This window comes from Halobacillus sp. HZG1 (assembly GCF_035818575.1).
GTDB classification, from domain to species: domain Bacteria; phylum Bacillota; class Bacilli; order Bacillales; family Halobacillaceae; genus Halobacillus; species Halobacillus litoralis.
In genome coordinates this window covers 24319-48776 of record NZ_JAYLVQ010000037.1, presented here as the reverse complement: position 1 = coordinate 48776, position 24458 = coordinate 24319, and the positions used below count along the sequence as shown (strand labels likewise).

Here is a 24458-nt window from a genome sequence, read left to right as displayed (position 1 = left end):
AATCAATCAAAGAGATGGAGTGTTTATTTTATGAAAGACTCGATAAGACTTAAATCAAGAATTCCAAAAGTTCAATGGCCTCAAATCAATTTGCAAATCAGGTTGACAGTCATTGTTTGTGTCCTTGTGCTTATTTCAGTTTCATTGATTGGTTTCTTTTCTTATACGAAAGCTAAGGAAAATCAAGTAGATCTGGTTCAAGACCGTCTGGAACGTGAGTTGCTGATGGCTCAGGATGTGGCAGAGCAATTGATGTATGCCTTTGTTGGAGATCAGAAAGAATTCTCAAGAAGAATGGAAGGGTATTCGAATGCACAACAAGCAGAAATCCAACAAGATGGTTTATCTTCTGAAGCTTATTTTGTAAATAACAGTGGGGTATATTCCTACCCGTCCATGGATGAAACTTCTTTACCAGAATCACTTTCGCAGGATCTGTTGAATAAAGAGAATGGCACAGAAACTGTAGAGTTGAAAGGGGAGAAATACATACTTTCCTACGCACCCGTCCAAGAACTGCAAGGAATCTATGTTCTAGGAGTACCCGAGAAGGATTTTATGAGTGGAGTACGCCAATTGGCCTTGTACACAATAATATTAGGCTTTATTACTGTCCTTGCGATCGGAGTGATCGTTTATTTTATTGTGGGGAGAATTGTTCACCCAGTGAAACAGATGCAGCGTGTTATGAAGCAAGCGAGGAATGGTGTTTTAAGTGAGGCAGGTTCCATTAGTACGAGTCTTCCTGAGATTAAGTCGTTAAGAAAAAGTTACGAAGAACTTATACATAAGATTGCAGCTATTTTGGACTCTCTACAAGGGACTGTCGATCAACTGGGGAAGGGAGGGGAAAAGATGGATGATTCCTCTCATGAGTTGAAGCTTGTTTATGAAGATTTACGGAAAAGTGTGGATCAAGTTCAAGACGGAAGTGACTTGACTTCTCGATATATGGATAGCCAAAAAGAAGTGTTCGATGAATTGAACAAAGTCTTCGTCCAGTTACATCATACGTTGGAAAACCTTTTTGGAGAACAGGAACGGATGAATGAAGCGGTGCATTCGGGGAATGGAGGAGTCGAACAGGTCGATCAATGTTTTCACAGTTTGAGAAACGAAATTCACGAAATGACTTCGAGAGTGATATCTTTTCAAGACTACATGTCGAACATCCAGGATTCTGGAAACAAAATTCAGGAGATTGCAGAGCAGACGAGGATGCTTGCATTGAATGCTTCTATTGAAGCCGCTCGTGCTGGAGAGCAAGGAAAAGGATTCGCAGTAGTGGCTAAGGAAGTTAGAAGCCTGGCAGATCGGTCAAGAACAGCAGCTGTTGACATTGATCAGCGGATGAAGGATGTGATGTCCCTCGGGGGAGAGCTTTCCAGTCAATTTGACCAAATGGAAAGGGATATTCTAGAGCGACAGCACCAAATGGATATATCGAAGGATGCTTTCGAGCATTTATCAGAAGGTATGAGTGCGTTTAATTTACAATTGGAGTCCACCAAACATCAGTTAAAAGAAGGTGGAGAGGTTATGCCACGAATGGAGAATGTCATTGAAGGTATGAAAAAAGTTATCTCAAACCAGGTTCTTTCCACAGGGAAACTAGTGGATACTTCTGACCGTCAGCAGAGGGCAATGCAAACCTTTGATTCTTTTTCGACTGAATGGATTGAACTCACGCAGGAGCTATCGTTTATCATTGCGTCCAATCAATTTGAGAAGAAAGATTACTCCGATCAGCAAGACAAGGGCGCAGGAGAAAAACAGGAACCAGATTCTCTAATGAAGGAAAAGGCATCATAAAAAAAGGTCCTCTTAAGGTCCTTTTTTTATTGGAAAATTCGGATAACACATGGAAATTGCTTCAGTATTATGCGAATGTAAATTTAATGTTAAGATTCGTGAATTACCTTTACAAAAGTTTTTTCCATGGTTAATATGAGTGAGGTTGTTTAAATAAAGAGAAAAATGATGAAACTTGGATGAGGAAAGGGTGGAGAACATGGAAATCGATGTGCAACAGATGATATTTGAATTCATCGGTGGACTCGGTATCTTTCTATTCGGCTTAAAGTATATGGCGGATGGACTACAACGTACAGCGGGAGATCGTTTGAGGGAACTATTAGACCGTTTCACGAGCAATCCATTTATGGGTGTGATCGCGGGTACGGTCGTTACGATTCTTTTGCAGAGTAGTAGTACGACAACCGTACTAACGGTTGGTCTTGTCAATGCGGGATTCATGACATTCAGACAAGCGATTGGTGTTATTATGGGTGCCAACATTGGTACAACCATGACTGCATTTATTATTGGTATAGATATTAAAGCTTATGGACTTCCAATCCTTGCTGTTGGTGCTTTCCTGCTATTCTTTTTCAAAAGTAAAAAAGTCGCGAACTTTGGTCAGACCATTTTCGGTCTCGGTGCATTGTTCTTTGGACTTGAAGTGATGAGCGGAGGGGTGAAACCACTACGATCATTACAAGCTTTCCAGGATTTGACGGTAAGCATGAGTGATAACCCGATTTTGGGTGTTATTGTAGGTACCTTATTTACGGTAATCGTACAAAGCTCCAGTGCAACTATCGGAATTTTGCAGACGTTGCTGGGTGAAGGGCTTGTCGATTTACAAGCAGCGATTCCGGTATTGTTTGGTGATAATATCGGTACCACGATCACGGCCGTTCTTGCATCCATCGGTGCAAGTGTCGGAGCGAAGCGAGCTGCCTTTGCTCACGTTATATTCAATGTGTTAGGTGCCACCGTATTCTTGATTTTTCTAGTTCCATTTGAGCGGTATGTGAACTGGTTGCAAACAAGTATGGATCTGGAGCCCGAAATGACCATTGCCTTTGCCCACGGATCCTTCAACATTGCTAATGCGGTTGTGCAATTCCCGTTTATTGCAGTCCTCGCATGGATTGTCATTAAACTGGTACCAGGACAGGATTCAGAAATTGATCATAAACCACAGCATTTAGATCCGATTTTTATTGAGCAATCTCCATCCCTTGCTTTAGATCAAGCAAAAGAAGAAGTTGTAAGAATGGGTGAATATGCTTATAAAGGCCTTGAAGAAACAAGCCTATATTTGAACAACAAACAACAAAAGCATTCTGAACTGGCTATGCAAATTGAAGATGCTTTGAACAACCTTGATCGTAAAATAACAGATTATCTGGTTGATCTATCTCAAGCTTCTCTTTCAGATGAGGAGAGTCATAAGCATTCGGCACTAATGGATTCTGTTAGAGATTTAGAACGTATTGGTGACCATTTTGAGAATATCATTGAGTTGATCGATTATAAGAACTCCAATAAAGTGAACCTTACTCCTCAGGCTATTGAGGATTTAAATACGATGTTTGATTTAACATTAATGACTGTTAAGCAGGCGACCAGATCGCTTGAAACGATGAGCCGTGAAGAAGCACTGGCCGTCGTTCAAAAAGAAAATGAATTGGACCGCATGGAACGCAGTTATCGTAAGAAACACATCATTCGTTTGAATGAGGGTGTTTGTACTGGGCAAGCAGGTATTGTCTTTGTAGATATGATCAGCAACTTAGAACGTATCGGTGACCATGCCGTGAACATTGCTGAAGAAGTGTTAGGAGAAAAAGAAAGTCTATAATGGAGAAAGGCGGCTTTTACAGCCGCCTTTTTTGTTGAAAATAAGTGATATAAGATGGCGGTAACTATCAAAAAGCTCTATAAATCATTGACCAGACCTTAGATCAGATAGAAATATTTTAATTTATCCCGGTGAAAAACTTCTTTTCCAGCAGTGTCTAATCCCATTCAAATATCCCGAAACTCAGTCCAGTGCAAAAGAAGTGTATGTGAAAGTCTATACAATTCCATACTTTTCTTAAAAAAACTCTTGAAAGGAAAGGGAGGGCGTGATATATTATTTTTGTCGCTGATTTGAAAGAGAAAAAACAGTTGACGCATTCATATATAAATGTTATATTATTTAAGTCGCTCATAAGCGATACTAATTGGCGGTGTAGCTCAGCTGGCTAGAGCGTACGGTTCATACCCGTGAGGTCGTGGGTTCGATTCCCTCCACCGCCACCATATATACATAAATAAAAACGTGGCGGTTGTGGCGAAGTGGTTAACGCACCGGATTGTGGTTCCGGCATTCGTGGGTTCGATTCCCATCAACCGCCCCATGTGGACCCTTAGCTCAGCTGGTTAGAGCTATCGGCTCATAACCGATCGGTCGCAGGTTCGAGTCCTGCAGGGTCCACCACATCATGTTCCGGAGGAGTACCCAAGTTTGGCTGAAGGGAGCGGTCTTGAAAACCGCCAGGGGCTTTACGGCCCGCGGGGGTTCGAATCCCTCCTCCTCCGCCATAATACATAATTACCCTTATGAGAGCAGAACATTTCTATATATATTGAAACGAAATATGGAGTCAAATCAACAATGAAAATGAATGCTTATCATGGCTCGGTAGCTCAGTCGGTAGAGCAACGGACTGAAAATCCGTGTGTCGGCGGTTCGATTCCGTCCCGAGCCACTCTTCTAGACAATCAAGTGTTTCTTGATTGTTTTTTTATGTTTTAAAATTTCTTTTCAGGGAATTCTTAATATCGTGATGCAAAACATTTGCTAATCAATTTTCCGTTTGATAATGTAAAATGTGAAGCGGAATGCTTCTGTTTTACATATTATTTTAAAGGAGGAGTTACATTATGGCTAAATTTGAACTACCAGAACTACCTTATGCTTATGATGCTCTAGAACCTACTATTGATAAGGAAACAATGAACATCCACCATACGAAGCACCACAACGGATATGTGACAAAGCTTAACAATGCACTTGAGGGACATGCAGATCTTCAAGACAAGTCCTTGGAGGAGCTTCTTTCCAATAATCTTTCTGTTGTACCGGAAGATATCCGCACAGCGGTTCGTAGAAATGGTGGAGGCCACGCAAACCACAGCCTTTTCTGGACAATCATGTCTCCGAATGGTGGCGGTGAGCCAACAGGCGATCTTGCTACGAAAATCAATGATACGTTCGGCGGTTTGGACCAGTTCAAAGAAAAATTTGAAGAAACGGCAAAAGGCCGCTTCGGATCTGGTTGGGCTTGGTTAGTAGTCAATAATGGTGACCTTGAAGTAATCGATACGCTTAACCAGGATTCTCCGATTATGGAAGGTAAAACTCCAATTTTAGGTCTTGATGTTTGGGAGCATGCGTACTACCTGAACTACCAAAACCGTCGTCCTGACTATGTTTCAGCATTCTGGAACGTTGTAAATTGGGATGAAGTAGCAAAGCGTTTCGACGCAGCTAAATAATTGAAAATTACGGAGAGGCATGGATATTAATCCATGCCTCTCTTTTTGTATATCTCCTTTTGTTCTGAAAACACTAAAGGTGAACACAAAGGAGACATGGATATGGTGAGTAAGCTGCGTGTGTGGCTCAGCCACGAAAATGTATCAAAAGATTTATTGCTGTTACTTCTCATTGGAGGCTTATACTCTCTCGGTATATTCTTATCCAGTACATTTGTGAATATATACTTATGGAAACAATCCAATAGCTACATTGACATAGCTCTTTATAATTTAGCCATTTATGTTTTACAACCAATAACTTTCATAATAGCGGGAAAGTGTGCAAAGCGGATAGATCGTGTGATCGTATTGAGAACAGGAGTGACCTTTCTCTCTTTGTTTTTTTTAACCGTTTTGCTTGTTGGGGAGCGGGCAGCCACATTTAATATTATGCTTGGATCACTATTGGGGGTAGGGTATGGGTTCTATTGGCTTGCCTACAATGTATTGACCTTTGAAATTACCGAACCGGATACCCGTGATTTTTTCAATGGCTTTTTAGGGGTGCTGCAATCTCTTGGAGGAATGACAGGACCGTTACTTGCCGGTTATATCATTTCCAGATTGAACAACTTCACGGGATATACCGTAATTTTCACCATTTCTTTCGGTTTGTTCATTGTTGCTGTTCTTGTAAGTTTCGGGATATCAAGAAGGAAGGCCAAAGGTCATTTCTCCTTCCGTAGGATCGTTACAGAGAGAAAAAACAACTCAAATTGGAGACGGATTCTAAATGCTCATGTTTCGCAGGGATTTCGAGAAGGAACTTTTTTATTTGCCGTCTCTATCTGGATCTTCTTAATGACTGAAGATGAATTGTCTTTAGGTGTGTTTAATCTGGTTTATTCCGGTTTTTCTTTTCTCTTTTACTTCCTTGTGAGTCGTTGGGTTAAACCCAGGCGCAGAAAGAAGGCAATCCTCATATCTGGATTGGCTTTATATTTGAGTGTCTTAATCCTGCTGTTCAGTGATACCATGGCTCTATTGCTTATCTATGCAGGAGTTGCAGGGGTTTTCTTTCCTATGCTCTATGTGCCATATATATCATTAACCTATGATGTGATAGGGAAATCTTGGAATGCTGCCGAAATGAGAATCGAATATATTGTTGTGCGCGAGATCTTCCTGAATTTCGGAAGAGTTTTATCGATTGTGATTTTTCTTTTTGCGATTACTTTCATCCCACCAGAAACAGGCATACCGTATATTCTGTTACTTGTCGGAGGGGGACATTTCTTCATCTATTTCTTTGTTAAGGGTATTGACACTCAGTGCAAGGAATCGACACATAATTGAAACCAATAACCCATGAGCTTCGTCTATTCTATGGTGCATGAAAAATGCTATAATGAATGAAGCATAAAAAGAAGGAGAGAAGTTCATGGGGAAGAAGCATAAAAACAAAAATAAACACAAGTCACACCTTTCTTTCCGATTGAACGTGGTGTTTTTTGTTGTATTCCTTATATTTGCTGGGATTATACTACAACTCGGGGTCGTTCAAATTCTTAACGGGGAAGAGGCCCAGGATGAAATTGACCGAACAGAAAACACAACGACAAGCATACCTGTTCCAAGGGGAGAAATGTATGACCGGTATGGACGTGTAGTGGTTGATAACCAACCATTGTATTCGATTACCTACACCCCTCCAAAAGGTGTGCAGCCTACAGACAAGCTGCAGTTAGCGGAAGAAATATCTAAGTATATAGATATGGAATTTGAAGGAAAGTTAACGGATAGAGATTTGAAGGAATATTTCTTCCTTCAAAATCAGGAAGAAGTCACGGCACGTATTGAAAATGAAGACACGTCTGATTTAGATAATGGTGAAGTCTACCAACTTCAATTAGATAGTATTAAGGAAAACGAAATTGCCGGCTATGACAATCAAACGAAAGAAATCATAGCAATTAAAAAGGAATTAGATAAAGCCTACGCTTTAGCTCCTCACGTTTTAAAGAATGCTGATATTTCTGAAAGGGAATATTCTGTAGTAGCCGAGCACTTAGCTGAGTTGCCGGGGATCAATGTAACCTCAGATTGGGAGCGTACATATCCGTACGACTCTACTTTTCGCAGCTATATCGGAAGCATTACATCGAAAGAACAGGGTGTACCGAGAGATCAACTGGATTATTTCATGTCCCTGGATTACAGCCGTAATGACCGTGTAGGTACAAGCGGGCTAGAACAAGAGTATGAGGATGTTCTGAGGGGCACGAAAGAAAAAGTGCAATATGAAACCGATAAAAATAATCAAGTCATTGATTCAAGGGTTATCCGTGAGGGGCAGAAAGGGAAAGACCTCGTTCTAACCATTGATATGGAGTTGCAGGAGAGAGTGAATAAGATTGTTCAGGAGGAGCTGGAAGCAGCAATTCGCGAGGCTCCTGGGGCAAATAGACACTTGGAAAATGCGGTGGCAGTCGTTTCTGATCCAAATACAGGTGAAATACTAGCGATTACAGGTCAAACCTATAATAGAACTCCTGGAGAAGGGGAATCCAGATTTTCTGATACGTCCCATCAGGCGCTTTATAATTCCTATATGCCTGGTTCAGTAGTAAAAGGAGCGACTGTTCTAACGGGTTTACATGAAGGAGCAGTGACTCCTAATACTTGGATCAATGATAGACCTATCACAATTGCTAAAGATCAAAAAGGTTCGTACACCTCAAATATAGGAACAGTCAATGATATTGCAGCTCTTCAACAATCATCGAACGTGTATATGTACTTCCTTGCGATGTATTTAGGAGGGGAGTATAGTAACAATTATGATATGAACTCCCTGTCATTAAGAGCAGGCACGTTTGACAATTTCATTTATAATTTTAACCAGCTCGGACTTGGTGCTAAAACGGGTATTGATTTTCCGTATGAAGGCTTGGGAGTTACAGGCGAACCACAGATTCCTGGACACATCTTGGACTTTTCCATCGGCCAGTTCAGTACCTATACACCGATGCAGTTGAATCAATATGTATCCACCATAGCAAACGGTGGTGACAGAATGCAGCCTAGATTGGTGAAGAGTATTCATGAGCCGTCACTTGAACCTGGGTTGGGTCCTTTGTATAAAGATTACAGCCCTCAGGTATTGAACCAGATTGAAATGGATCAAGCATATATTGAAAGAGTCCAGGAAGGGTTCAGGCAAGTTGCTCAAACGAATCAGGGTACAGCCAGTCATGTGTTCTCTAAAGAACCTTATGCAAAATACAATATGGCTGTAAAAACAGGAACAGCACAATCATTTAAAGCAGAGTTTGATGAAAATGGTGAAAGAACAACCTATAAGAATCTTTTAAATAAAACCTTGGTTGGATATGCACCTTCCAATGATCCGGAGATTGCTTTTTCCATTGTCTCTCCTTATTTAGGAGAAGAGGCATCAAGCACATTTAATATAAGTAATAACATTGGCGCCCGGATTGGCCAAGCGTATTTTGAATTGAAAGAGGAACGTAAGGAAAACGGAATACAAACGAATAATTCAGATGAAGAAGCAGAAACTGAGGAGTGATACGACAAGTATCACTCTTTTTTTTATATATGAACGAGAAAATCATGTGGAAAATACAAATATAAGGGTATTTATTCAACAAAAATCGCCAATTTACAAAACCTTTACGTTTGGTTCATATGTCATTAAAACTCTCTCGTTAATATATAAAATGTGAGTTGGCCAAGCAGCCAGACACAAAACATAACCACAAAAATAGGGGGAGAAAGAAATGAAAAACTTTAAAAGTTTAGCACTAATGCTAATGTTCATCCTAGTGCTCGGAGTACTTGCTGCATGCGGAGGATCCGAAGAGGAACCAGCAGCTGAAGAAGGCAACAACTCAGAAGAAGGTTCAAACGCTGAAGGTTCTGAAGAAGTATCTGGACCAATTGCTATTGATGGCTCTTCTACTGTATTCCCGATCATGGAAAACTTGACTTACACATACAACCAGGAAAACCCTGATGTTAATGTGACAGTTAACTCTTCCGGTTCCGGCGGTGGATTCAAAAAATCTACAGTTGGTGAAATTGATCTAAGTAATGCTTCTCGTCCTATCAAAGAAGAAGAAAAGGCAACTGCTGAAGAAAACGGCATTCAACTAGAAGAACTAGAACTTGCATATGATGGTCTTTCTGTTGTAGTTAGTCAGCAAAATGATTTCGTTGAAGAATTGACTATTGATCAATTGAAGCAAATCTTCCTTGAGTCTTCTGACGCTAAAATGTGGTCTGATATCAATCCAGAATGGCCAGAAGAAGAAATCAAAATCTTCAGCCCTGGACATGATTCCGGTACATTCGATTACTTCAATGAAGTAATTCTTGAAGAAGAGCCAATGAAAGAAGGTTCCAACACTACACTTTCTGAAGATGATAACGTACTTGTTCGCGGTATTGAAAATGATCCAAATGCGATCGGATTCTTTGGATATGCTTACTATGCTGAAAACGAAGATGTATTGAAAGTTCTTGGGATTTCTGAAGAGGGCAATGAGGCTGTAAAACCAAACCCTGAAACAATTCAAGATGGTTCTTACACACCACTTTCCCGCCCGCTATTCACTTATGTAAACGTGAATGCATATAAAGAAAAAGCACAGGTTCGTGATTTCGTAGAGTACACATTGAACAATGCTGGAAAAGCTGCTGAAGAAGTAGGGTATGTAGCTCTTCCTGAAGACAAGTATCAAGAACAACTTGAAACAGCGAAAAGCTGGGCAGAGTAATTGATTTGAAAACCTAACAAGGAAGGTGAGACTTGATTTGGGGTCTCACCTTGCCTTATGGATGAGAGGAGATTTTAACATGGACAAGGGGTTACAATCAGAGGGAAAAATGATTGACGTCCAACAAATGATTGAAAGGAATAAGAAGAAGAAAAATCTTGGGGAAAGAATAGAGAAAATCATTCCTTTTTTCTTGCTTCTTTGTGCTGCAGTTAGTGTTCTAACAACTGTAGGGATATTGTTTACTTTGTTGAGAGAGTCTATTGGCTTCTTTTCCAATGTGTCTTTAGTTGATTTTTATACAGGTACAAGCTGGTCACCTTGGTCTGGTGAGTATGGAGTCGCTCCGTTGATTGGTGGTACGTTACTCATCACTTTGATTGCTACGCTGGTAGCTGTACCATTGGGACTTATGTCTGCCATATTTTTGAGTGAATATGCAAATGATAAAGTAAGACGTGTGATTAAACCTGTGCTTGAAGTTTTAGCAGGTATTCCGACTGTCGTTTATGGTTATTTTGCTTTGACGTTCATCACACCAATGTTCCAATCTTTCATTCCTGATTTGGGAATTTTTAACGCCCTAAGTGGTGGGTTCGTAGTCGGTATTATGATTATTCCCATGGTGGCGTCTCTTTCAGAAGATGCTATGAACTCTGTTCCTAATGCTTTACGGGAAGGAGCTTACGGATTAGGTGCAACAAAACTGGAAGTTGTATTTAAGGTAGTCTTACCTGCCGCACTTTCTGGAATCATCGCATCCATCGTTCTTGCAATTTCAAGAGCTATCGGAGAAACAATGATTGTAACGATTGCAGCAGGGGCTACACCTAACCTAACCTTCAATCCGACAGAATCGATTCAAACCATGACTGCTTTCATTGTGCAGGCAGCAACAGGGGATACCACTTTCGGATCTACTATTTATTACAGTTTGTATGCAGTAGGAATGACATTGTTTGTTTTTACACTCGTCATGAACCTTATTGCACAGTACATTTCTCGTAAGTTCAGGGAGGAATATTGATGCTTGGTCAAAATGAACAAAATATTAAGAAACGTATGGAAGGGAGAGTAGCCGTCAACAAAATCCTCATGGTCTTGTTCGGTCTGGCTACTGCAGTGGGATTAGTCTTTCTAGTCTTACTTTTTTATCGTGTATTGACTCAAGGAATTGGTTATTTAAGTCTTGATTATATTTTGAACTTCCCTGCACCATATCCAGAAGAAGCTGGTATTTATGCCGGATTAATCGGATCCATTTTCTTAATGATTATTGTTGCAATATTTGCCGTCATCATTGGGGTTGCAACAGCCATTTATTTGGAAGAGTACGCACCTAAAAATAAATTCACGGAGTTTATTAGAGTGAACATTCAAAACTTAGCTGGTGTACCTTCCATTGTATTCGGACTATTAGGATTAACTTTCTTTGTTTATATGTTTAACTTTGGTTATACACTCATTGCTGGTGGCTTAACAATGGCGTTGTTGATTCTTCCTGTCATTGTAGTAGCTGCTCAAGAAGCTGTCCGATCAGTACCAGCTGAAATTAAGGAAGCATCTTATGGTATGGGAGCTTCCAAATGGCAAACCATTGCCCGGGTTATTCTTCCTGCAGCTATTCCGGGGATTCTTACCGGTGCCATTATCGCTTTGTCCCGTGCCATTGGTGAGACTGCGCCCTTAATTATTGTAGGTGCAGCCACTGCCATTTACACGTTGCCAGACTCATTGCTGGCTAAATATACCGTCATGCCGATTCAGATTTACAACTGGACAGGTAGACCGCAGGAAGAATGGCAGTATGTTGCAGGAGCAGGAATTATTGTTCTTTTAGCCTTATTGCTACTCATGAATTCAATTGCTGTTTTGATCAGAAACAAATATCAACGACGTCTTTAATTAGGATGAGGAGGGTTTCAATATGAATAAAGTAATGGAAGAGAAAACAAATAAAGAGGTAAACCAGGGAACTGCGAAGCCTGAGGTTAAAAAAGAGGGAATTAGAAAAGAGAAAACGAATAGCATTATCGAAGTGAATGACTTGAACTTATGGTATGGCTCAGACCAGGCTTTATATGAAGTGAGTATGGAGGTACCAGAGAAGCAGGTGACTGCGATAATCGGACCTTCCGGGTGCGGAAAATCGACGTTCTTGAAAACATTAAACCGCATGGTGGAAATGGTTCCAATCGTAAAGACTTCCGGATCAATTAAGTATCGTGATCAGGAGATCTTCAGCAGTAAATATAAAGAAGAATACCTTCGCACAAAGGTAGGAATGGTGTTCCAAAAACCTAACCCATTTCCTAAGAGTGTCTATGATAATGTAGCATACGGACCAAGAATCCACGGAATTAAAAAGAAAGAAGTATTGGATCAAATTGTAGAGAAAAGTTTAAGAGATGCGGCGATTTGGGATGAGCTGAAAGATCGTCTAAATGAAAATGCCTACAGTCTATCTGGTGGACAGCAGCAGCGTGTTTGTATCGCCCGTGCTTTAGCAGTTGAACCTGATGTTATCTTGATGGACGAGCCGACTTCAGCATTAGACCCGATTTCTACGGCAAAAGTAGAAGAGCTTGTTCAGGAGTTGAAAGAAAAATACAGTATTATTATCGTTACACACAACATGCAGCAAGCCGCGCGTATTTCAGATAAAACAGCCTTTTTCCTAAATGGAGAATTAATAGAGTTCGCTGACACAGATAACTTGTTCCAAAACCCTCACGATAAGCGAACAGAAGACTATATTACTGGACGCTTCGGCTAATTTTCAGGGGGGATATACTATGTCAATCCGTGTTCATTTTGAAGAAGAACTCGAGGACTTAAAGAAACAAATTAAAGAGTTAGCTCATGATGCAAAAGATTCACTTGATCAAGCAATCCATGTCTTGTATCAAGGGGATGTAGAGGCTGCAAAAAAAATCTTGGAAGACGACGCAGTCATCGATCGTAAGGAAGAAAAGATAAATGATGATGCTATTTTGATGCTGGCGAAGCAACAGCCGGTAGCGAGAGATTTAAGAAGGATCATCATTGCCATTAAGATTTCCAGTGACCTGGAACGCATGGCTGATCATTCGACTAATATTGCGAAAGCAACGATTCACTTAGGTGAGCAACATGGGATTGAAGTAGATCCTGAGTTGCGTGAAATGGCTGTCCTGGCTATGGATATGGTAGATCTGGCCATTAAATCATTCGAGTATGAAGATATTTCGTTAGCGAATAAGCTGGCTGAAATGGATGATGTTGTTGATAAAAAGTATGGTTCGATTGTAAAAGAAATGCTTGAATTGACGGCAATAAATCCACAGCAGATCCAGCACATCATGCAGATGGCTTATATAGCCAGATATATTGAGCGCTTTGCTGATCATATAACCAACATCGGCGAAAGTATCTTCTATCTGGTGAAGGGTAGAACGTATGATTTGAACAAATAGGAGAAACAAAAGACATGAATCGATGGCTTCGATTCATGTCTTTTTAGTCTGGAAGTCATTTCATCTCTATTATTCCAAATAAGCGTTCGCTATTTGGATCTACAGGGGATTTATATATTACTCTGGATTATTAAGGTGATGTCGGAACATGTTTCTTTAAAAGAGGAAAATAAAAAAAGCCGCTATTTTGCGGCTTTTTTTATTTGGATGTAATAGCTTCAGCGATTTCCTGATGTGACATTCCTGAATTTAGTGTAGCCTGACCAATCTGAATGTAGCGGCTGTAATCATTATCTCTCATGAAGGATTCAAATTCATTTGCATCTTTTATGATATTGGCCTGGATCAATTTTTCACTGATATCATCAGTTGTAGTGCCTGAGACGATGTCAATAGAAAAAGTCGTTACAGGCTCTTCAACAGGGGTAGGTGTGGATGACTCCCTGTTGTCACTTTCTTTAAGAGCTTTCCACTCGTCCGTAGTTATTGTTCGATACCCTTCACTTTGGAGCTTTTCAATCATTTCATCCGCTGTGTACTCTTTTTCTGGGGCTGGAGAGGATGTGGCTTCTATATTCCAGTAGGATATAGCAAACACAATCACCGCTGTAAGTAAGCCCAGAGAATAGGAGCGTATCCACTGTTTCATGACTGAACACCGCCAGTTTTTTGCTGTTGAATCATCGACTGAACATCATACTCACTCAAATTCGTCTGTTTTGCTATGTAATGAGTTTTATATCCCTTTTGATACATGGATAGAACCGTATCTACTAAGGGAAGGCTACGGGGAGTTTCTTTTTTCTTCAGAGGTTGTTTCATGATTTCCTGGGTTAAATCTTCAGCCAGAAGCTCTTCTTCTAAAACCTTCATTTTCTTTTTTAGCTGGTAGTTGCTTTGCATCATTGTCATATTGACCTGTTCGACTTGGTTTTCAAGTTCTTTCATCCTGTCATTCATGAAGTATGAAAGAATAAAAAGACCAAGGGCAACAGCAGCCAATGTACCAATCACATAAATCAAGCTGTATCACTCCTTTGGTTGTCCACATTTATTTATATCATAGATACAGATGCGTGGCTATGGGATATTTCACCGTTTTTAGCTGAATAACTACTTGAAAGGTCCAATCGTTTTTGGTATTATGAATTAGTCTGATAATGTGAATGAGACAGTGAATAGCTTTTATGATTAGGAGGAATAATAATGCGCGTAAACATTACACTTGCATGCACCGAAACTGGTGACCGCAATTATATTAGCACAAAAAACAAGCGTAAAAACCCAGAGCGTCTAGAGCTTATGAAATATAGCCCACGCGTAGGGAAGCACACGCTTCACCGTGAAACAAAGTAAGCAGTAGGATTATTTCCTACTGTTTTTTTTATATCCAAATGCTACTCGCGAGCCTATTTGTTATTAAACAATGTATGTAAGCAGAAGGGGAGGTGTTGGTTTGGAAAAGAATGAACTTAGGTTTAAAGGAAGGAAGATTCTTCAGGAGATCAGTTTAAAAGATAGACTCCATCTAGAAGCAAAAATGCATGAGACGTTGTTCAAAAGCGAACTATGGAAGAATGCTGAGGTCGTGGGGGTTACATTATCTCAGACGCATGAATGGTCTACAGAGCCTATAATTGAGGAAGGATGGCGGACCGGCAAGAAAATGGTCGTGCCCAAATGTATTCCTCAGAATCGAGAGATGGATTTTTATCATTTGGAGAAGTATGATCAATTAGAAAGAGTCTATTTTGGTTTAAGGGAACCCAAGCCTGAGAGCTCATCTTTAGTGGAGAAAAATGAAATGGATCTTCTTCTTGTACCAGGTCTTTTATTTGATGAAAAAGGTTACAGAATAGGGTACGGAGGAGGATATTTTGATCGATTCATTGAAGGCTTTCGTGGGAAAACAGTAATGATTGCTTCCGATCGACAAAAATACTCGCCACTTCCTATTGAAGAATTCGATCAAAGAGTGGAATATGTGCTTACAGAAAGCGGACTGCGATTTACATACCATCTTTAGTTCTAAAGGTTTCACAAAACATTCATTCATTGTGAAATTGTGAGCAAAGTTATAAGTTATAATAGGGTTAGATTAATGAAGGAGGGATTGGATTGGAACATGTAAATCGAGTAGCATTAATCGGTACAGGTGCGGTGGGTTCGAGTTATGCGTTTGCTTTATTGAACCAGGGAGTTGCGGATGAATTGGTTATGATTGATTTGAACAAAGAGAAGTCTGAAGGCGATGCGATGGATCTGAATCATGGTCTTGCCTTTGCCCCCTCAAACAAGAAGATATGGTTTGGGGATTATGCCGATTGTGAAAGCGCTGATCTAGTCGTTATTACGGCAGGAGCGAATCAGAAACCGGGGGAAACAAGGTTGGATTTGCTTGAAAAAAACACGGCTATATTCAAATCCATTGTTGGCTCTGTTATGGAGAGTGGTTTCGATGGTATTTTCCTGGTAGCAACAAATCCTGTTGATATTCTGACCTATATGACTTGGAAGTTTTCCGGTCTTCCTGCTGAACGTGTCATTGGATCAGGGACGATTCTGGATACAGCCCGACTCCGTTTCAAACTAAGTGAATATTTCGATATAGATACACGAAATGTGCATGCGTATATCATGGGGGAACACGGAGACTCTGAACTTCCGGTTTGGAGTCACGCAAATGTAGCTGGACGCTCTGTTTTCGACCGTATTAAAGATCATCCTGATTTGTATGATGAAAATGACCTTGAAGGTATTTTTGAACAAGTCAGGGATGCTGCCTATCATATTATCGCCCGCAAAGGGGCGACTCATTATGGGATTGCCATGGGGCTTGTCCGACTAACAAAAGCGATTCTTCATAATGAGAATGCAGTTTTAACAGTCTCTGGTTATCTACAGGGGCAGTATGGTATGGATGATCTTTATATAGGTGTGCCTGCGATTGTAAATCGCAAAGGGATTCAAGAAATCATTGAATTGGACCTTGATCAAGATGAAATGAAAAAGTTTCACGCGTCTGCTTCCTTATTGAAAGAGGCAATGGAACCTGTTGTTCATAACTATGTGTATAAGGAAGACGACCCAAGCGAAAAATAAGTTCACCTAAATAAAGAAGAGGTGGATGAGATGCGTCAATTTTTCAGATGGGTCATGATCATCGGCTCGGTTGCAGCAACGGTTTATAAATACCGGTACAAAGCGTTGGACATTGTTACGAAGGTTCCTTTTCTTCGTAAGCTTCTTGTTCGTTTGTCCATGAACATTCCTTGGATTCGCCAAAAATTTCTTTCACAAATGTTTCGTGGGCTATGAATATAATAAGCTGTCAGGGTATCTTCCTGACGGCTTTTTTCAATGCTTTCAGTTAGCTCCTTAACAAAAGGACATGATATGATGAAGGTGTAATTGAGGGGGTGCAACGTGTTTATTGAACAAGAGTATTATTTATGGAAACTTACCTATGACCTTGTTGTAGCGCAAGATTTTCAAGTGCTTAATATGAGTACAGAACAAGGGGAAATATGGCTTGAGAAGGAGCAGGATTGGCAGACCCATGTCATCCGCTTAACACATAAACAAATCAATTGGAGAAATGAGCTGCGGAGGGACCTTGAGAAAGCTTATCGCCAGTTGTCTCAAAATAAAAAATTATTCCGTGGCGGAAAAGTTCAGTTCCATGTAGTGTATGTTTCAGAACACCCTCCTGTGGAAGAGTGGGAAAATGTTGAAAAAGATATCGCTTCACAAAAAAATCCCATCTTCCTTTACTATATGGATAATGAAAGCAAAACTAGAGAGAAGAAAAAACTTTACGATGCTTTTGAATTAGATGAACCTCTCATTGATCAACACGTGAGTGAAAGCGAAATGGAGTCCATGCTGCCCTATTTGAAGCATCAGCTTGTTAAGAAACAACAAGATCAAAGAAAACAAGTTATGTCCATTTTCGATTATGGCAAACCTCGAATGACCTACTTTTTACTTGCTATCAATGTATTGATTTTTCTTTACATTGAATGGGTGGGTGATAGTACTTCGGTGGAAACCCTTATACAGTACGGCGCAAAATTCAACCCCGCCATTATGGATGGGGAATGGTGGCGAATCGCTACTTCTATGTTTCTGCACATAGGGTTTCTTCATCTATTCATGAATATGTTCGCCCTTTACTACTTAGGTACGGCCGTTGAGAAATTATATGGCACTCGGCGTTTCACATGGATCTATTTACTTTCAGGTTTGTTTGGCGGTGTGGCGAGTTTTATGCTGAATCCTCATGTAGCGGCTGGAGCATCAGGTGCCATTTTCGGGTTGTTCGGGGCTCTCTTGTTTTTTGGTGTCCAGCATAAACAGTTGTTTTTTCGAACAATGGGCTGGAATCTTATTTTTATCGTTCTACTTAATATCTCATTCGGGCTTCTCGTTCCACAAATCGATAATGGAGCCCATATCGGTGGAATGGTTGGTGGTTTTATTGCAACTGCTGTGGTCCGTATGCCTAAACAGAAGAAGGGCTTTAAACAGCTGACTGCTCTTGTTGCCTATTTATTACTTATCTCAGGTATGGCATTAACTGGTTATATGGGACTGTTCAATAGCGGGAATGGCTTTAGTGAGGTACAGGAGACGCAGGAACTAAATCAATCGGGTGCCTATGATCAAGTGATTGAAATCACTAGTGAAGCTTTGCGAGAACCTGGTGAATATGAGGCTGCTCTTCTTTTTAATCGATCTTTTGCGTATTTACAAAAAGGTGAGACCAGTGCAGCAAGGAAAGATTTGCTTCGTGTTTTGGAACTTTCCCCTGAGATGGCAGAGGCACATTATAATTTAGCGCTATTATACAAGCAGGACGGTGAAGAAGAGAAAGCGGCTGACCATGCAGAACAAGCCGCTGACCTTAATCCCGATCAAAAGGATTTTAAAGAACTATACGACAGCCTCCGTTAATAGGACTGAATGAGCCGATGTTTTTTTCCGGTATCATCCTCATAAAGGACGATCAAATGCTTCCCTTTTTTATCAAAAAGAATGAGTGGAATATAGCTCTGAATCGGGTGGGAAGATTTTGTATCGCTGATGCCCAGCACATAGTTTTTATATAAACCTTCCCATAGCTGTCCTTTGATTCGTTCAGTGTCATCTTCATTCGTTCCAGGTAAGGGCTTGTCTTTGTAGTCTGCGAGATCAGTCAAAGGTACAAGTGTGTAGTCTTCTTTGTTTATGCCATAGTGCGTCAGCAACTCTTCCCATTGAACTTCCAGTTGTTGCTGAATGGAGTGGTCCAGTCTCTTTTTCCATTCCTCCTCCTCTTGATTTGCTGGTTTTTTGAATGCGGTCCGCTTGGAGTGAGGGGAATCAATGACATAAAGCTCGTCCTTCGAACTTGCCTGGATGCTTTTAATCGGACCACTCTCCTCATGAATTTCTCCATGATGGAAAGAGATCGCCTGATATTTTTGGCTATCCTCCCCGTGTAAGGACGTTTCTTTCTTAATTTTTGATGTGTTTTCCTCCCACTTGCTCACCACGCCTTTTAGTCGCCCGTTTACATATAAAAGGGAGACATCCTGTCTTAAGTACATGGCTTTATCACTTTCAGAAAACATATTCCATAGGATTTCATATTCATCCTCATCTTCTTGGGAAGCAAAATTCAAGGATGTGCCGTAAGATTGAAATTCACTTCTGTCATCTAATGGAAAATATTTGATGACCGCTTCTTCATTAAAGTATTGAGTATAGATTGCGATAATTATGGCTAAGGCCAAAGGACCAAGTACCCATTGTACCCACACTTTTCTCAAACCATCATCTCCTCATACATCCTCTCTGCATAGGTGATTTATATTTCAAGATATGTTCCATTTACCGTGGACATGCGTATAATCCTCTCTCTTCCCTTAGTGTATGAATAAATGAATTTGGAAGAAACTATGCGCAGAAGGTTAAGAGGAGGGTGCGTTTTGGAAGAACAACGCTTATTTGATAGTTATGAAAAAAATGTATCGTATCTCAAAGATCGGCTCGGAGTAGAAGAAAGTTTTGACATGGTTCATCTTGACCTGGTTTACGCTGGACGAGGGATGTCCTTATTTCTTGTGGATGGTTTCGTAAAAGATGATATTCTTCACTATTTAATGAAGCTTCTCTCTAGGCTGGACCCTGATCAACTGGAACCGGACCCCCTTGAAAAATTATTAAAAACCCATCTTCCCTATGTAGAGTTAGAGAAGAAAAAAGATTTGAATGCAGCGGCAGATTGGGTATTGGCAGGGCCAACAGCATTAGTTGTTGAAGGCGTCGATGAGATCATTATGATTGACGCACGCACTTATCCTGTTCGCGGGCTTCAGGAACCTGATCTTGAGAGAGTAGTGAGAGGCTCGAGGGATGGTTTTGTAGAGACCATTATCTTCAATACGGCTTTAACGAGGAGAAGGATTAGAGACCGTTCTTTGAGAATGGAATATTTGCAAGTCGGCCGCCGGTCATTAACGGATGTGTGTATTTGCTATATCAAAGATATTGCAGACTCCGACCGTGTCGAAGAATTGAAGAACGTATTGCAGGAGATTGATACGGATGCGCTTCCGATGGCAGAAAAGACCATTGATGAATATATCAGCGGTCGTTACTGGAACCCCTATCCAGTTATCCGTTACACAGAACGTCCCGACACGGCAGCTGCCCACTTGTATGAAGGGCATATTCTCGTCATTATAGATGGATCACCGAGTGTCATGATTACTCCATCAACTTTTTGGCATCACTTACAGCACGCAGAAGAATATCGTCAGAAACCGTTGGTAGGTGCGTATTTACGTGCTGTTCGATTTTTTGGTTTCTTTGCATCCATTTTTATTCTTCCTCTATATTTTCTTTTCTCTAAGAGACCGGATTTGCTTCCAGAAGCTCTTGCATTCATTGGACCCACCGACACGGGGACCTTGCCGCTCATCATCCAGTTTTTGATTGCCGAAGTAGGTATAGACATGCTGCGGATGGCAGCCATCCATACCCCATCTACACTGGGAACAGCTCTTGGGTTAGTAGCTGCCATATTGATTGGCCAAGTGGCTGTAGAGGTTGGGATGTTCTCAAGTGAAGTGGTCTTGTATTTAGCCCTTGCAGCTATAGGTACGTTTGCTACACCGAGTTACGAATTAGGACTAGCCGATCGAATAACAAGGCTTGTGCTTCTTCTTGTCACGGGGTTATTTGGATTAAAAGGATATGTAGTGGGAGTGACCCTCTGGCTCCTTTATGTTTCCAGCATGAAGTCTTTCAAAACACCGTACTTATGGCCGTTCTTACCTTTTTCATGGAAACCGTTAAGAGATGTTTTACTTCGTTCCCCGATTCCTTTAAAAAACCGAAGACCGGCATTTCTACACCCGGATGACCCTGATCGTTGATCGATCGGGGTTTTTACGTTTTCAAGTTGTGTAGGTATTGGTATAATGTATGGTGGTGATGAAAAATGAAAACGATTTATGATATTCAGCAATACTTGAAAAAATTCGGAACGATTATTTACATAGGCGACAGATTGGCCGATTTAGAAATGATGGAAGATGAAGTAAGGGAGTTGTACAAATCCCAATGTATGCCTTCCGAAGACTTTCAAATGGCTATTCTGCTTTTAAGAAGTGAAATTGCGAAACAAAAGGATCGTCAACTGGGGGAGGAAAAGTAATGAATCATTACTATATCGGTGCAGATATCGGTGGAACGACTGTAAAATTAGCTATTATTGATGAGAATGGTACAATCGTTAAAAAATGGGAGATCCCAACGAATACAGATAATCAGGGAGAAGCGATTCCTTCTGATATCGCAGTGTCCATTACAAACACTTTGAAAGAAGAGACGATTGACTCTTCGATGGTTGTGGGGATTGGCGCAGGAGCACCAGGGTTTGTGGATACGACTACCGGCTATATTCATGAAGCCGTGAATATTGGTTGGAAAGATTTTGATTTCGGTAACCTTCTTAAAGAATTGACTGGAATGACCGTATGGGTGGATAACGATGCGAATTTAGCTGCTTTAGGAGAGAACTGGCTAGGGGCGGGAGAAGGGTGCACAGAGCTCATAGCTGTTACTCTTGGTACAGGTGTAGGTGGTGGCATTATTGCAAACGGCCAGATTCTTAATGGTGCCAACGGTACTGCAGCCGAGATCGGCCATGTCACAGTTGTGCCTGATGGAGGAGCTCCTTGTAACTGTGGAAAAACCGGGTGTCTTGAGACTGTTTCTTCAGCGACAGGCATTGTCAGAAAAGCGAAAGAAGCAGCGGAATACCACCCGGAATCTAAACTGAACGCTTATATAAATGAGGGAACATTGACCTCCAAAGATGTATTCGAAGCATCTGAGGCTGGTGATGAAGCGGCAAGTGGTGTGATTTCGGAGATTACCGATGTCCTTGGAATGGCGATTGCAAACATGGCGATTGCGATCAACCCGGAAAAAATCGTGATTGGTGGGGGAGTCTCCCGAGCAGGTGATTTACTGTTGGTCCCTCTTGAAAAAGCGTACCGGAAATATGCCTTACCAAGAACGGCGGAAGCATCGAGTTTCGGTATAGCTGAGTTAGGGAATGATGCAGGTGTAATTGGAGGAGCTTTCTTAGTGAAAAAGAATACATAAAAAAGTTGGAGCCTGGAGCTCCAACTTTTTTATGTTTCAATTGTATAAAATTTGTAAAAAAATTTTAATCGTCAAGACTTCTTTTTATCATGTTTTTGTCTTATGATAAGAAAAGCTCCATCCTATCATTTTGCAGATGATGGAAAATGTAAATTTTATGAAACTTTTATGGGACCAATTACGTCATATATGAAGAAAGAGTTTAATATGGATTATAAGTGGAAAATGTTAAAGAAGATAAGGAACCTGGTTAATTTTTGTTAAAATTGATCAGTATCGTACTAGAGGAGGAACCATGATGCAATGGAGAATGAAGAACATGCCATTATTTATCATTGCGACATTGTTGTTTGGTCTGAAGACTTATGTCGTGTATAGATTCATGTTCGATTTATCGATTGAGAATCCAATGCAAGAATTCATACTTTTATTTAATCCAATTGCAAGTGCCTATTTGATTTTCGCAATCAGTGTGTGGCTGAAACCTAAAAATCAAATGAAATATTTACGCTGGACGACGTTGATCGGTTCATTGGTCTTATTCTTAAATTTAATTTTCTATAGGAACTTTACCGATTTTATTACGATTCCTGTGCTGTTCCAGGGAAACAATGCTGCAGACCTTACTGGTAGTTTTCTGACCTTGCTTCACATCGAAGACATTTTTATCTTTGCTGATGTGGCGCTCGTATGGTATTTGAGCAGACAGAAATTTAACCTATCAGTGATGATGCCGAAGCGTGGGAAGATTGCAGTGACTGCCGTTACTTTTCTGCTTTTGGCGGGGAATGTTGTGCTTGCAGAGATTGAGCGTCCGATGCTTTTCGTACGGGCCTTCGACCGTGAATATCTTGTGAAGAATATCGGCATTTACAACTATCATCTGTATGATGCAACGATGCAGACAAAAACAAAGGCCCAGCGAGTTTTTGCAGATGGCAGTGAAATTAGTGAAATTGAGACGTATTTGAAGGAAACATCGCCTGACCAAACGAACAAGGATTCAGAGCTATATGGAATTGCAGAAGATAAGAACGTCATATTTGTAAGTGTGGAGTCCTTCCAGAACTTTCTATTTGATTCCGAGATTAACGGAACAGAAACGACACCTTTCCTTAATGATCTGAAACAAAGTAAGGACACTATCACATTTGAAAACTTTTACCATCAAACGGCCCAAGGGAAAACCTCTGATTCGGAGTTCATTGTTGAAAACTCCCTTTATCCTTTGGGAAGAGGTTCTGTGTATTTCACACATGCAGGGAACGAGTACAATGCTCTGCCTGAAATATTGAATCAAGAAGGTTATGAAACCTCTGTTTTTCATGCCAATAACGCAAGCTTTTGGAACAGGGATGTCATGTATGACAACGTAGGGTATGACCAGTTCTATGATGAGAAATCGTTCGAAGTTACCCCTGAGAACTCTTTCGGCTGGGGGCTGGAAGACAAAGCGTTTTTTGAACAATCCATTAAATATTTGCAATCACAGGAAAGACCGTTTTATAGCAAATTTATTACTTTGACTCACCATTTTCCATTTGAACTTCCTGAAGAAAAAGCAAATATCGATAAATACGATTCCAATTCAAAAACGTTGAACTCCTATTTCCAAACCGCTCGTTACACGGATGAAGCGTTGGAACAATTTTTCCAACAGTTGAAAGATGCCGGTATATATGATGATTCCATCATCGTTTTAATGGGGGACCATTATGGAATTAGTGATTTTCACAATAAAGCTATGGGCCAACTCCTAGGAAAAGAAGTCGATCCTTTTGTGCAAACCCAACTTCAGCGAGTACCATTTATGATTCACATTCCTGGGTATGAAGAAGGCGGAGTGCAAGATAAGGTGGTTGGTCAAATTGATGTTAAACCGACATTACTCCACCTCCTAGGTATTGAAGAAAACGGAGACTTAACCTTCGGTGATAATATGTTCGCAGAAAAGAATAAAGACTTCGTTGCTTTAAGAGACGGCAGCTTTATTACAGATGATTATTTGTATTCAAATGAAACGTGTTATGATCGTTCCTCAGGAGAACCTCTCCCTGAAGAAGACGCTCAAGTATGCCAGCCTATTAAAGAAAAGGTAAGTAAAGAAATGAATTACTCAGATAATATCATTTATGGAGACTTGTTCAGGTTTTACGAGTTTAATCAAACAGAAAAATAAGGGAAAAGCCGCTGAGACATTGTCTTAGCGGCTTTATTTTTTTGATAT

Annotated in this window: 22 protein-coding genes and 5 tRNA genes; 24 read left to right on the top strand and 3 right to left on the bottom strand. The window is 40.6% G+C overall.

All coding sequences use genetic code 11. From position 1 onward, the window contains the following. Positions 1-30: 30 nt before the first annotated feature. From VKA52_RS05175 to phoU, 15 genes are all read left to right on the top strand, one after another. Positions 31-1812, top strand: a complete 1782-nt coding sequence (locus VKA52_RS05175; protein WP_326314447.1) for a methyl-accepting chemotaxis protein — start codon at positions 31-33, stop codon at positions 1810-1812. A gap of 199 nt (positions 1813-2011) precedes the next feature. Beyond that, positions 2012-3649 carry a Na/Pi cotransporter family protein gene (locus tag VKA52_RS05170; RefSeq protein WP_160915027.1) on the top strand — a complete coding sequence of 546 codons (1638 nt, stop codon included), beginning with the start codon at positions 2012-2014 and terminating at the stop codon, positions 3647-3649. 369 nt (positions 3650-4018) lie between these two features. After that, positions 4019-4095, top strand: a tRNA-Met gene (locus VKA52_RS05165). Positions 4096-4117: 22 nt separating this feature from the next. Then, positions 4118-4193: transfer RNA gene (locus VKA52_RS05160), tRNA-His, on the top strand. A 3-nt stretch (positions 4194-4196) separates the two neighbouring features. Continuing rightward, positions 4197-4273, top strand: a tRNA-Ile gene (locus VKA52_RS05155). An 11-nt stretch (positions 4274-4284) separates the two neighbouring features. Continuing rightward, positions 4285-4377 (top strand) — tRNA-Ser (locus VKA52_RS05150). Positions 4378-4471: 94 nt separating this feature from the next. Next, positions 4472-4544, top strand: a tRNA-Phe gene (locus VKA52_RS05145). A 175-nt stretch (positions 4545-4719) separates the two neighbouring features. Further along, on the top strand, positions 4720-5334 hold the full coding sequence (locus VKA52_RS05140) for a superoxide dismutase (protein ID WP_146812835.1): 615 nt from the start codon (positions 4720-4722) through the stop codon (positions 5332-5334). Positions 5335-5436: 102 nt separating this feature from the next. Continuing rightward, the gene (locus VKA52_RS05135) at positions 5437-6672 is read left to right on the top strand and encodes an MFS transporter (protein ID WP_326314445.1); all 1236 of its coding nucleotides are present in this window, start codon (positions 5437-5439) and stop codon (positions 6670-6672) included. 85 nt (positions 6673-6757) lie between these two features. After that, positions 6758-8905: a peptidoglycan D,D-transpeptidase FtsI family protein gene (locus VKA52_RS05130; RefSeq protein WP_326314444.1), complete on the top strand. Its 2148-nt coding sequence runs from the start codon at positions 6758-6760 to the stop codon at positions 8903-8905. A 211-nt stretch (positions 8906-9116) separates the two neighbouring features. Beyond that, positions 9117-10115 (top strand): PstS family phosphate ABC transporter substrate-binding protein, encoded by a 999-nt coding sequence (locus VKA52_RS05125; RefSeq protein ID WP_326314443.1) that lies wholly within the window; start codon positions 9117-9119, stop codon positions 10113-10115. Between the two features lie 79 nt (positions 10116-10194). Continuing rightward, positions 10195-11142 carry a phosphate ABC transporter permease subunit PstC gene (gene pstC, locus VKA52_RS05120; RefSeq protein ID WP_326314441.1) on the top strand — a complete coding sequence of 316 codons (948 nt, stop codon included), beginning with the start codon at positions 10195-10197 and terminating at the stop codon, positions 11140-11142. Next, positions 11142-12020: a phosphate ABC transporter permease PstA gene (pstA, locus tag VKA52_RS05115; protein ID WP_326314440.1), complete on the top strand. Its 879-nt coding sequence runs from the start codon at positions 11142-11144 to the stop codon at positions 12018-12020. Before pstC ends, pstA begins: the two co-directional genes overlap by 1 nt. 22 nt (positions 12021-12042) lie before the next feature. Beyond that, a complete protein-coding gene (gene pstB, locus VKA52_RS05110; RefSeq protein WP_326314439.1) occupies positions 12043-12891 on the top strand; it encodes a phosphate ABC transporter ATP-binding protein PstB in 849 nt (282 codons plus the stop codon). Between the two features lie 19 nt (positions 12892-12910). Continuing rightward, complete coding sequence (gene phoU / locus VKA52_RS05105; protein WP_160915013.1) at positions 12911-13570, top strand: phosphate signaling complex protein PhoU; 660 nt, start codon at positions 12911-12913, stop codon at positions 13568-13570. Positions 13571-13769: 199 nt separating this feature from the next. Here the strand turns inward: phoU and VKA52_RS05100 are convergent, their stop codons facing one another. Continuing rightward, positions 13770-14219, bottom strand: a complete 450-nt coding sequence (locus VKA52_RS05100) for a hypothetical protein (protein ID WP_326314438.1) — start codon at positions 14217-14219, stop codon at positions 13770-13772. Then, positions 14216-14593: a hypothetical protein gene (locus VKA52_RS05095; protein ID WP_326314437.1), complete on the bottom strand. Its 378-nt coding sequence runs from the start codon at positions 14591-14593 to the stop codon at positions 14216-14218. Before VKA52_RS05095 ends, VKA52_RS05100 begins: the two co-directional genes overlap by 4 nt. Positions 14594-14776: 183 nt before the next feature. Between VKA52_RS05095 and rpmG the strand changes: the two genes are divergently transcribed. The 5 genes from rpmG to VKA52_RS05070 all read left to right on the top strand — a co-directional run bounded on the left by rpmG (position 14777) and on the right by VKA52_RS05070 (position 18526). Further along, positions 14777-14926, top strand: a complete 150-nt coding sequence (rpmG, locus tag VKA52_RS05090) for a 50S ribosomal protein L33 (protein ID WP_035509116.1) — start codon at positions 14777-14779, stop codon at positions 14924-14926. A gap of 100 nt (positions 14927-15026) precedes the next feature. Further along, positions 15027-15596 carry a 5-formyltetrahydrofolate cyclo-ligase gene (locus VKA52_RS05085; RefSeq protein ID WP_326314434.1) on the top strand — a complete coding sequence of 190 codons (570 nt, stop codon included), beginning with the start codon at positions 15027-15029 and terminating at the stop codon, positions 15594-15596. Positions 15597-15688: 92 nt separating this feature from the next. Further along, positions 15689-16672 carry an L-lactate dehydrogenase gene (locus VKA52_RS05080; protein WP_326314433.1) on the top strand — a complete coding sequence of 328 codons (984 nt, stop codon included), beginning with the start codon at positions 15689-15691 and terminating at the stop codon, positions 16670-16672. Positions 16673-16702: 30 nt separating this feature from the next. Next, entirely contained in the window at positions 16703-16888 is a 186-nt protein-coding gene (locus VKA52_RS05075) for a hypothetical protein (protein WP_160915006.1), read from the top strand. Positions 16889-16996: 108 nt separating this feature from the next. After that, positions 16997-18526 carry a rhomboid family intramembrane serine protease gene (locus tag VKA52_RS05070; protein WP_326314432.1) on the top strand — a complete coding sequence of 510 codons (1530 nt, stop codon included), beginning with the start codon at positions 16997-16999 and terminating at the stop codon, positions 18524-18526. Here the strand turns inward: VKA52_RS05070 and VKA52_RS05065 are convergent. Then, entirely contained in the window at positions 18523-19374 is an 852-nt protein-coding gene (locus VKA52_RS05065; protein ID WP_326314478.1) for a hypothetical protein, read from the bottom strand. The two genes, VKA52_RS05070 and VKA52_RS05065, sit on opposite strands and share 4 nt — an antisense overlap. A gap of 138 nt (positions 19375-19512) precedes the next feature. Between VKA52_RS05065 and VKA52_RS05060 the strand changes: the two genes are divergently transcribed. The 4 genes from VKA52_RS05060 (at position 19513) to VKA52_RS05045 (ending at position 24410) form a co-directional block, all read left to right on the top strand. After that, positions 19513-20994 (top strand): spore germination protein, encoded by a 1482-nt coding sequence (locus tag VKA52_RS05060; RefSeq protein WP_326314431.1) that lies wholly within the window; start codon positions 19513-19515, stop codon positions 20992-20994. A gap of 65 nt (positions 20995-21059) precedes the next feature. Then, the gene (locus tag VKA52_RS05055; protein WP_160914998.1) at positions 21060-21275 is read left to right on the top strand and encodes a YqgQ family protein; all 216 of its coding nucleotides are present in this window, start codon (positions 21060-21062) and stop codon (positions 21273-21275) included. Then, entirely contained in the window at positions 21275-22231 is a 957-nt protein-coding gene (locus VKA52_RS05050; protein WP_326314430.1) for an ROK family glucokinase, read from the top strand. Before VKA52_RS05055 ends, VKA52_RS05050 begins: the two co-directional genes overlap by 1 nt. Before the next feature lie 298 nt (positions 22232-22529). Then, positions 22530-24410, top strand: a complete 1881-nt coding sequence (locus VKA52_RS05045; RefSeq protein WP_326314429.1) for an LTA synthase family protein — start codon at positions 22530-22532, stop codon at positions 24408-24410. Positions 24411-24458 lie beyond the last annotated feature (48 nt).

Coding starts and splice junctions, on each gene's coding strand:
- VKA52_RS05100 (WP_326314438.1), bottom strand. CDS start 14,219: ATGAAACAGTGGATACGCTCCTATTCTCTGGGCTTACTTACAGCGGTG.
- pstB (WP_326314439.1), top strand. CDS start 12,043: ATGAATAAAGTAATGGAAGAGAAAACAAATAAAGAGGTAAACCAGGGA.
- VKA52_RS05125 (WP_326314443.1), top strand. CDS start 9,117: ATGAAAAACTTTAAAAGTTTAGCACTAATGCTAATGTTCATCCTAGTG.
- VKA52_RS05060 (WP_326314431.1), top strand. CDS start 19,513: ATGCGCAGAAGGTTAAGAGGAGGGTGCGTTTTGGAAGAACAACGCTTA.
- VKA52_RS05140 (WP_146812835.1), top strand. CDS start 4,720: ATGGCTAAATTTGAACTACCAGAACTACCTTATGCTTATGATGCTCTA.
- pstC (WP_326314441.1), top strand. CDS start 10,195: ATGGACAAGGGGTTACAATCAGAGGGAAAAATGATTGACGTCCAACAA.
- VKA52_RS05050 (WP_326314430.1), top strand. CDS start 21,275: ATGAATCATTACTATATCGGTGCAGATATCGGTGGAACGACTGTAAAA.
- rpmG (WP_035509116.1), top strand. CDS start 14,777: ATGCGCGTAAACATTACACTTGCATGCACCGAAACTGGTGACCGCAAT.
- VKA52_RS05135 (WP_326314445.1), top strand. CDS start 5,437: ATGGTGAGTAAGCTGCGTGTGTGGCTCAGCCACGAAAATGTATCAAAA.
- pstA (WP_326314440.1), top strand. CDS start 11,142: ATGCTTGGTCAAAATGAACAAAATATTAAGAAACGTATGGAAGGGAGA.
- VKA52_RS05055 (WP_160914998.1), top strand. CDS start 21,060: ATGAAAACGATTTATGATATTCAGCAATACTTGAAAAAATTCGGAACG.
- VKA52_RS05175 (WP_326314447.1), top strand. CDS start 31: ATGAAAGACTCGATAAGACTTAAATCAAGAATTCCAAAAGTTCAATGG.
- phoU (WP_160915013.1), top strand. CDS start 12,911: ATGTCAATCCGTGTTCATTTTGAAGAAGAACTCGAGGACTTAAAGAAA.
- VKA52_RS05170 (WP_160915027.1), top strand. CDS start 2,012: ATGGAAATCGATGTGCAACAGATGATATTTGAATTCATCGGTGGACTC.
- VKA52_RS05045 (WP_326314429.1), top strand. CDS start 22,530: ATGCAATGGAGAATGAAGAACATGCCATTATTTATCATTGCGACATTG.
- VKA52_RS05075 (WP_160915006.1), top strand. CDS start 16,703: ATGCGTCAATTTTTCAGATGGGTCATGATCATCGGCTCGGTTGCAGCA.
- VKA52_RS05130 (WP_326314444.1), top strand. CDS start 6,758: ATGGGGAAGAAGCATAAAAACAAAAATAAACACAAGTCACACCTTTCT.